Here is an 8,127-nt window from a genome sequence, read left to right as displayed (position 1 = left end):
TTTTGCAAGTGGAACCACCTTGCGGATGTGGCAGCACGCATCTGTGTCAGATGCCCAGAGAGCACCTTTCGGGTCTTTCTCAGCAAGGTCTTCTGGATCAGGCGTGATGACGCGCACGTCCAAAAGGCCAAGTTGTTCAACCAGTTCGTCACGATAGCGCTTGGTTTCGCCAAACAGCTTGCCAGTGTCGACGAACAGTACCGGGGTACGGACGTCGATCTGAGACACCATGTGAAGCAGCACGGAGCTGTCAGCACCGAAGGAGGACACCAGAGCAATCTCTCCGGCGAACTGATCCCTAAGCGCGTGCTCCAGAATGTCCTGAGCGTCGCGCTCAGAATACATCCGGTCCAGCAGCTTCACCTGAGCCTCCAAAGAGGCCTTATGTGATTGACTATGCTCCATAAAGAGCGTCCTTGAATGGCTGATCACCCAAGCGGCGGTAGGCGTCGATAAAGCTTTCTTCTTCGTCCAGCCGGTTTGCCAGATAGGTGTCGACAACGGTTTCAACGGCGTCGGTGATCTCAGCTTCCGGGAAGCCGCGACCAATGATTTTGCCGATGGATGTGTTCTGATCCGCAGAACCACCCAGTGTGATCTGATAGAGCTCTTCGCCTTTGCGGTCTACACCCAGAATGCCGATGTGGCCGACGTGGTGGTGACCACAGGCGTTGATGCAGCCGGAGATCTTCAGCTTCAGATCACCAATCTCGTTCTGACGCTTAACCGCTTCAAATCGCTTGGATATTTCCTGAGCAATTGGAATGGAGCGGGCGTTTGCCAGTGCGCAGTAGTCCAGACCTGGGCAAGCAATCATGTCGGTGATCAGGCCAGCGTTGGAATCTGCCAGATCATTGGCTTTCAGGATCTTGAAGATAGTGGGAACATCCTGCAGCTTCACGTGTGGCAGTACGAGGTTCTGTTCGTGTGTAACGCGCAGTTCGTTGTGTCCAAACCGTTCTGCCAAATCAGCAATCACGTCCATCTGGTCTGCAGTCGCGTCACCCGGCGCCCCGCCGATTGGCTTCAGCGAGATGGTGATAGATGTGTAACCTTCTGCCTTGTGAGCGTGCAGGTTGCGACTGGAGAACAGGGCCAGATCACGGTCTTCGCGCTTCGCTGCTTCCAGCTCAGTGCTGATCTTTGGCAGAGCATCGAAAGATGGCGGTGCGAAGTATTCGTTGATGCGAACCACTTCTTCATTTGGCAGGTTGAGGATGCCGTTTTTGGTTGCCTTGAACTCTGTTTCGATGTCCTGCTTCAGCTCTTCCAGACCGGTTTCGTGAACCAGAATCTTGATGCGCGCCTTGTACTTGTTGTCGCGGCGGCCATAGCGGTTGTAGACGCGCAGGATCGCCTCACTGTAAGCCAGCAAGTCATTTTCTGGTAAGAAATCTCGTACTTTACGGCCAACCATCGGCGTACGGCCCAGACCACCACCTACAAAGACCACAAAGCCGATTTCCCCGTCTTCATTGCGGGTCAGCTGTAGGCCAATGTCGTGCACCTGCACAGCAGCACGGTCTTGTTCAGCACCAGTAATCGCAATCTTGAACTTGCGTGGCAGGAACAGGAATTCCGGATGCAGTGAGGACCATTGGCGCAGGATTTCGGCGTAAACGCGTGGGTCTGCGAACTCGTCGGCGGCGGCGCCGGCGAATTGGTCGGAGGTCACGTTGCGGATACAGTTGCCGGAAGTCTGGATGGCGTGCATCTCAACGTCGGCAAGTTCGCGCAGGATTTGCGGGGTGTCGGAGAGCTTTGGCCAGTTGAACTGGACGTTCTGACGCGTTGTGAAGTGGCCGTAACCTCTGTCGTAAGTCCTTGCAATATGGGCAAGTTTACGCATCTGAGTGGCATTGAGCGTGCCGTATGGAATAGCAACGCGCAGCATGTAAGCGTGCAGCTGCAGGTACAGGCCGTTCATCAAGCGCAGGGGCTTAAATTCGTCTTCCGTCAGCTCACCGGACATGCGGCGGCGGACCTGATCTTCGAACTGGGTTACGCGTTGATTGACAAAGTCGCGATCAAATTCGTCGTAGCGATACATTGAAATACTCCAGAATTTAAAAGGACTTAGGCAGAACGCAGATGGCGTTCGGCCTGCTTGCCGAGATCAAGGCGTGTGGTTGGCCCTTGGGCGCGGATGCGCTCTTTCAGGCTCTTTGGCTGCAGGTGGCCGTCTTTGAGTTCCAGATCGATCGCGTAAGTGCCGAGAACATATTGCTTTTCTTCACCGGCTTTCGCGAAGTCCAGAGCTTTGGTCATATCTTCATCAGAGCCCAGAACCCAGGCGGCTTCAACAAACTCGACCCACTCTCCGTTGTGGCCGAGCCAGACGACATCACCATCGACCAGTCTATTGGCGGTAATAGTTTTCATCAGGGGTCTCCCTAGGCTGCGACCACAGCCGGTAACTTCTCGTATTTGTATGGGCTTAGCGGGAGCGATCGCGACTGGTCTGCGTGGGCCACTGCCTTACCGATGACGATAAGTGTGGGTCCGGTGACGCTGTCGTGATGCTCGAAATTACAGAGGTCTTGCAGGGTGCCTGCAAAATTGCGTTCTTTTGTCTGGGCTGCGTTCTCAATAGCCATGACCGGGGTGGATAAGTCCAAACCTGCTTTAGCGAGCAGGTTGGCCACTTTCCCCGCCACTGTGCGGCCCATGTAGACGGCAGTTGTGGAGCCGTTGAGTGCGAGATCCGCCCAGTCCGGGAGGACATCTCCATTCTGGTTGTGCCCGGTGGCGAACACCAGCGAGGAGGCAACACCGCGTAATGTCAAAGGTATTTGAGCGCTGGCTGCAGCGGCGAAAGCTGCGGTGACACCGGGCACAATCTCAAAGTCCACGTCATGCTCTCGCAGCGCGGCAATCTCTTCTCCAGCCCGACCAAACACCATCGGATCCCCGGCTTTAAGGCGGACAACCCGCTTGCCGGACTTGGCGGCAGAGACCAATAACTGGTTGATCTGGGTTTGCGTTGAACTGTGCGTTCCTTTGCGTTTTCCCACGCTGATGCGTGTTGCATCGCGGCGGCCCATGGAAACCACAGCATCCGGGACCAACGCATCATAGAAAATCACATCTGCTTCCTGCAGGACGCGCTGAGCGCGCAGGGTCAGCAAGTCTTCTGCTCCCGGGCCTGCACCCACGAGCCAGACGTATCCCTTCTGGTCCTGCTCAGAGTTCAGCAAGCGATGCGCTTCGGTCAGGGCCTTTTGTGTCTCACCAGCAAAAGTGTTCGCAGCAATGGTCCCTGAAAAAAATTCAGCCCAAAAGCGGCGACGTGCGCTTCCCGAAGGCATCAGCTTACCAACTGTAGCACGGAAACTATCTGCCAACCTTGCGAGTTGACCGGCCTCCCGAGGCAACAGAGCTTCTACCTGTGCGCGGATGTGGCGGGCATAAACAGGGCCAACGCCTGTTGAGGTAATTGCCACGGCAACAGGTGCGCGATTGACCATCGCACCGGTGTAAAAGTCACATAGCTCAGGACGGTCCACTGCGTTGACCGGAATGCCCTTCTCGCGAGCAGCTTCCACGATTTCGCGGTCCAGCTCTTCTTCATCGGTGGCAGCAAACACGAGAGCTGCGCCATCCAGATAAACCGGGTTGAATACGCTGAGCATGAAAACGCCATCGGCATCGGCAACCGCTTCGGCCAGAGCTGCACTTGGGCGCTCATGGCTGACAACACGGATGTGTGCTTTGGTTTGCGCCAGAAGCCTCACTTTCGCAGCAGCTTCATCACCACAGCCAACAACAACAACCATTTTGCCTTCAACCTTATGAAAGGTCGGAAAGACAGCGAGTTTATTGCTCTCGTCCTGCTGTGTGTTGTAGCTCTCTACCAAAGCCATTGCGCTCTCCAAGCGTTTTGGGATCATTTATGCTGGAATGAATTCTTGTAGGAAAACCGGTTCCCACTTTTCGGGAATGCACTTCATTGGGAGCGAGTTTACAGAGTAGAGTTCCTCTAAGCCCGGTATGGCATTCCAAAGCTGGATGAGTGCGTAGAAAAGATTTTTTTCAGGTAGGCAAACCGGAAAATCACATTCAGATCGAATGTGCGAGACTGAAGAAACATCATTCTATATTTTCGCTATATAGAATGCCAAAAAATCCCTAGATTTGCTGTTTAATTTTCTTGAAGAGAAAAACTTGCTCACTACTTGAAGGACTGAACCTATAATACTCTACATCCATACTACAGTGCTTGGAGGACGTAATGGGTTTTGTTAAACAGCTCATGATTGAGATGGAAGAAAGAGACTGGGAAGAGTCAGAAGTCGAATTTAATTGCCCAAGTTGTAACAAAGAGACCTCTGGCAGCTTAGAGCTACCAGTTATGTATGACGAAGAGGACCATACACAGCTCCCAATAGAAATACGATGTTATAATTGCGGCGAGCTGCATCGTGGAGAGGTCATAACTGACTGGAGTACTGCCAAGATAGAGCTTGATGAACATCCAGACGTCACTATTGAAACCGATGCTGTACAAGGTTCTTCAACAGTCTATGACGACTACGAAAATGATTATTATGACTGGTTGGAGCAGCAAGAAAATGATGCCCGGCCTGCGTACGATTCTTTCCATAAAACCATAAATGACATTCGAGCCTGGACTTCATCGATAGCTCTTGACCCAAAATCACAAATGCTTGCTCGCATGCTGTTAGCGCAAGGCATTACTGCGTTAGAGACTTACCTCGCAGATACGGTACTCACGGCAGCAACAAGAGAGAAAGAAGTACAGTTTAAACTACTGCAATCTAAAAGCTTTGGCCTTGGGGATACCAAGTTTACACTTAAAGAAGCAGTCGGAGTTCAAGACTTTGCAAGAGAACAGCTAATTGCGCATTTACATGCAGTTTCGTTCCATAATCTAAAGAGGGTAAACACGATCTTCAGCATTGGAATGGGCATCGCTATTCTACCAACAGACGATGCCGACAAAAAAGTTCTAGAAGATGCAATTAAGAAACGTCACGACTGCGTTCATCGCAACGGAATAAACAGAGACAGCGACCAAGCTCATGTGATCGAACAAGGGTACGTTCTACGCTTAACGGAACTATTAGAAAAAATGATTAGCGACATCCAAATAAAAATAGATGCGTTCTACGCTAGCCGTGACAATGAAAGTACTTAACCAGAGCGCAATTTAGAGCATTTTCATCTGACTACACCTCACCCACCATAATGTGCGCTGACGATGACGCGGACTTCTACCAGGGCGCCTTCGCGGCGGAGGGCGGCGGCTTCGATGGCGGTCCAGGCTGGATAGGGTTTGGAGAAGAGTTCGAGGCGGATGGAGTCGAACAGTTCGAAATGTTCGCGCAGGCCGATGTGGTAGCTGGTCATTTCCACGATGGCATCCAGATCCAGATTGGCTTCGTTCAGGATACAGGCGATCTTCTTGAATGTGTTGCGGAACTGGGCTTCAGGATCTTCCGGCATATTACCGTTCATATCCGCTCCAGTCATGCCACTCAGGAAGATATGATTTCCTGAAAAGATCGCCGGTGACATGTTGAGCTTTTCTGCAACTTCCTGAAATTCCTGAGGGATGACCACACGCTTGACCATGAAATACCTTTCCTGACGCCTCTCAGCAGATTGCTGCCCCGTTTTTGAGACGCGTAAACTATAACGCCACACTGAGCCTAAAGCAGTTCACATTTAAGCTGAAACACATGAACGGCTATCTGCATGCTGTCCCAGAGGGTGGCGAGAAGCGGCATGATGTTGGCTGGTAGAGCTGGTCAGTTACTTGAAGGCGGAGGGAATAAACTCAACGGCCTTGCAGGAAATGTATTTGCCGCGCCGGATCAAGTTTCGTGAGGCTGATTTATAGCAGACATCCCGAAGAACCAGGTAGGCCGGTAGTTTGGCGTTGGAGCCATAGGTTGTCATAATCATCTCTGCCCATTTCTTTGCCAGAGGGCTTGGCTTTTCAACGACAGGCAGGCCATCGTGCTTATCGCCGGTGTATTTGAGGACCAGTTCCTTTTGAACGGCTGGCTTTGAGAGAGCTGCGAGTGCGCTTGTCAGTGACGCTTCATTGTCCTTTGATTTGCCATCTGTTTGTGTGCGACCATCTTCTGCTGCGCCATCAGTCTCTTCGACTGTTTCTTCCTTTCCTTTGACAACCACGTTGTAAAAATTCTTCTTGCCGCTCTCATCTGGCTTGAAATCAATCTCAAACAACATTGCCCACGGCTGCTTGCTTGCCCATTTCTTAATGCTCTTGAGACTGTTGCCCTTGCTCATCTTAGCAATGACCTGCTGAAGAATGTTTTCCTGCAGTGCTTCGAACGCCTCATGGGCTTCGCCGAAGCTTTCCAGCATGCCTTCGCCCTTAGAACTCAGGAAATTTTCTAGTTCCTCTTTATGAGCTTTCAGCTTTTCAGCTTTACGTGCCTGATCTGCCTTGAGGTCAGCGATGTTATCTGCAAGGTCTGCCAGATCTCCAGCCATCCCCTTGGGGGCACTGCGCAGTTTTTGGGCAGCCTGAACGGACTCCGAGGTCTCTTTGTAAGTGACAACATGGACCTTCTTTTCCGGTTTTCCGCGTTTGAGTTTGCCTCTGAGGCCAGAGCGGTTTTCGCGGTACCAGACTTCCTTGACTTCCATATAATCCGGCAGTTGGTCCGATATGTCCTGCCCTTCCTTTTGCGCTGTCAGCAAGGTTTTGGCCCATGCCACGGAGGCTTCACTTGGGATGCCGACAAAAGGCTTGCCGTCCGGCCCTTTTTCACCTGTCTCCTGATGAGACATGGATGCCATCAGCTGGCCGGAACGCAGGCCGTTGAAACCAAGCTCAGGTGTGTTGGCAAGCTCGGTTTTGGTGACTGATTTGTGGGGCATGTCGACATGATTGTCGACCATCGGGTCCCCAGTATTTGCAGGGGTTTCAGGAGCAGTGCGCAGTTCTGAAGTGATGGAGTAGTCGCGTCCCTCTTTTTTGATGTTGACCTTAACCATCTGCGACCATGGCTGGGTTTCCGCCCATGCCAGGGTCTTCTTCACGTTGTTGCTTTTATCCAGTTGCGAGAGCACCATCTCTTCTGCCGTGCGCTGCAATCCAGACGTCGCGAATACGGCTTTGGGGCGTTCATCATTGAGCTGCAAAACAGCTGCTTCCACTTCAGCACCCCGGCTGATAGCGGTTTCCACACAGTTGGTGCAATTGAGCGCGAAGGCCATTTGCTTGGACATGGCCGTGCCATAAGCGATGGCTTCTTCTTCCAGCTCCGCCAGACGTTTCTTTTCCCGCTCTGAAACTGCGTGTTTTCTCGCGTCATGCAAGGTTTTCATCATAGAGTCGCCAAAGGCTTTCTCGTGCATCAGCTCTTTTGCTGTGGCGACCAGCTCATTGCCCAACACCTTCATATTCTGACTGAAGAACATGATGGTTTCACGCTGTGCCGTATCCATTTTGTTAGAGGGGGTGTCGCTGGCCTGACGTAGGTAGGCTCTGAACTCCGGTGCGGTCGACTGATCCTGAAACACTTCGCGAGTGAGTTGGCGGGATTGTTTTTTAAGCTCAATTTCGTGCTGCATCAACACCATCTGGCGGGCTTTTTGATCGCTCTCGCCCAGGGTGCCTTTGACCAGACGATCCCATTTGACAGCCTCCGGGTCCGCATAGGCTGCACCCACCGGATCTTCCTCATAATGGGATTTTTGAGATTGGTAGGAGTTGAGACGCTCTGTGAACCCTTCTGTTGGCCTGATGCCCGCATCACTCAGCGCAGCTGTCAGCGGGCGCTTTTTGCGCTCTTCAGCGGGTGTGCCTGCCACTACATAATCCGGGATGTCTGGATCAACGGTCCAATCCGGCGTGTCTTCATCAACTTGCGAGCCAATTGCCGCGCTGGCCTCAGAGACTTTACTGGTCACGCTTGGAGAGCGTTTCTTGCGTCCACCACCCACCAGGTCGTGGAACTTCCAGTTCATCTCAACATAAACTTTCTTCAGCCAATCATCATATTTCGGGGCGGGCGCTTGTGCGGGCATAGACACACCTCATCTCACCTTGCGTCAGGCCGCATATTTACCACGTTCACATTCGCGTGATATCGCTGGACTGCGGGCTTAGTTAGCGATTGGTGAGCA

At 52.3% G+C, this 8,127-nt stretch carries 7 protein-coding genes; 1 reads left to right on the top strand and 6 read right to left on the bottom strand.

What is annotated here, in order from left to right; genetic code table 11:
• The 4 genes from PJE062_RS23290 to cysG all read right to left on the bottom strand — a co-directional run.
• Positions 1–405: phosphoadenosine phosphosulfate reductase family protein (locus tag PJE062_RS23290; RefSeq protein ID WP_037038086.1), on the bottom strand; the 405-nt coding region annotated here is incomplete at its 3' end.
• Positions 395–2,050, bottom strand: coding sequence for a nitrite/sulfite reductase (locus PJE062_RS23285; RefSeq protein ID WP_008552287.1), 1,656 nt, complete (start codon positions 2,048–2,050; stop codon positions 395–397). The genes PJE062_RS23285 and PJE062_RS23290, both read right to left, overlap by 11 nt.
• Positions 2,051–2,076: 26 nt before the next feature.
• Positions 2,077–2,382: a DUF2849 domain-containing protein gene (locus PJE062_RS23280; RefSeq protein ID WP_008552324.1), complete on the bottom strand. Its 306-nt coding sequence runs from the start codon at positions 2,380–2,382 to the stop codon at positions 2,077–2,079.
• Between the two features lie 11 nt (positions 2,383–2,393).
• The gene (gene cysG, locus PJE062_RS23275) at positions 2,394–3,863 is read right to left on the bottom strand and encodes a siroheme synthase CysG (protein WP_208982455.1); all 1,470 of its coding nucleotides are present in this window, start codon (positions 3,861–3,863) and stop codon (positions 2,394–2,396) included.
• Positions 3,864–4,231: 368 nt separating this feature from the next.
• Between cysG and PJE062_RS23270 the strand changes: the two genes are divergently transcribed.
• Positions 4,232–5,158 (top strand): hypothetical protein, encoded by a 927-nt coding sequence (locus tag PJE062_RS23270; RefSeq protein WP_008552386.1) that lies wholly within the window; start codon positions 4,232–4,234, stop codon positions 5,156–5,158.
• A 38-nt stretch (positions 5,159–5,196) separates the two neighbouring features.
• Here PJE062_RS23270 and PJE062_RS23265 read toward each other — a convergent pair whose 3' ends face one another.
• Both PJE062_RS23265 and PJE062_RS23260 read right to left on the bottom strand, forming a co-directional pair.
• Entirely contained in the window at positions 5,197–5,595 is a 399-nt protein-coding gene (locus PJE062_RS23265; protein ID WP_008552330.1) for a RidA family protein, read from the bottom strand.
• Positions 5,596–5,775: 180 nt separating this feature from the next.
• The gene (locus tag PJE062_RS23260; protein WP_008552319.1) at positions 5,776–8,028 is read right to left on the bottom strand and encodes a hypothetical protein; all 2,253 of its coding nucleotides are present in this window, start codon (positions 8,026–8,028) and stop codon (positions 5,776–5,778) included.
• Positions 8,029–8,127: the final 99 nt, after the last annotated feature.

The organism is Pseudovibrio sp. JE062 (assembly GCF_000156235.1).
Taxonomy (GTDB): Bacteria; Pseudomonadota; Alphaproteobacteria; order Rhizobiales; family Stappiaceae; genus Pseudovibrio.
Note: the sequence above shows the minus strand (reverse complement) of the source record. Positions and strands in the feature narration are given on the sequence as shown.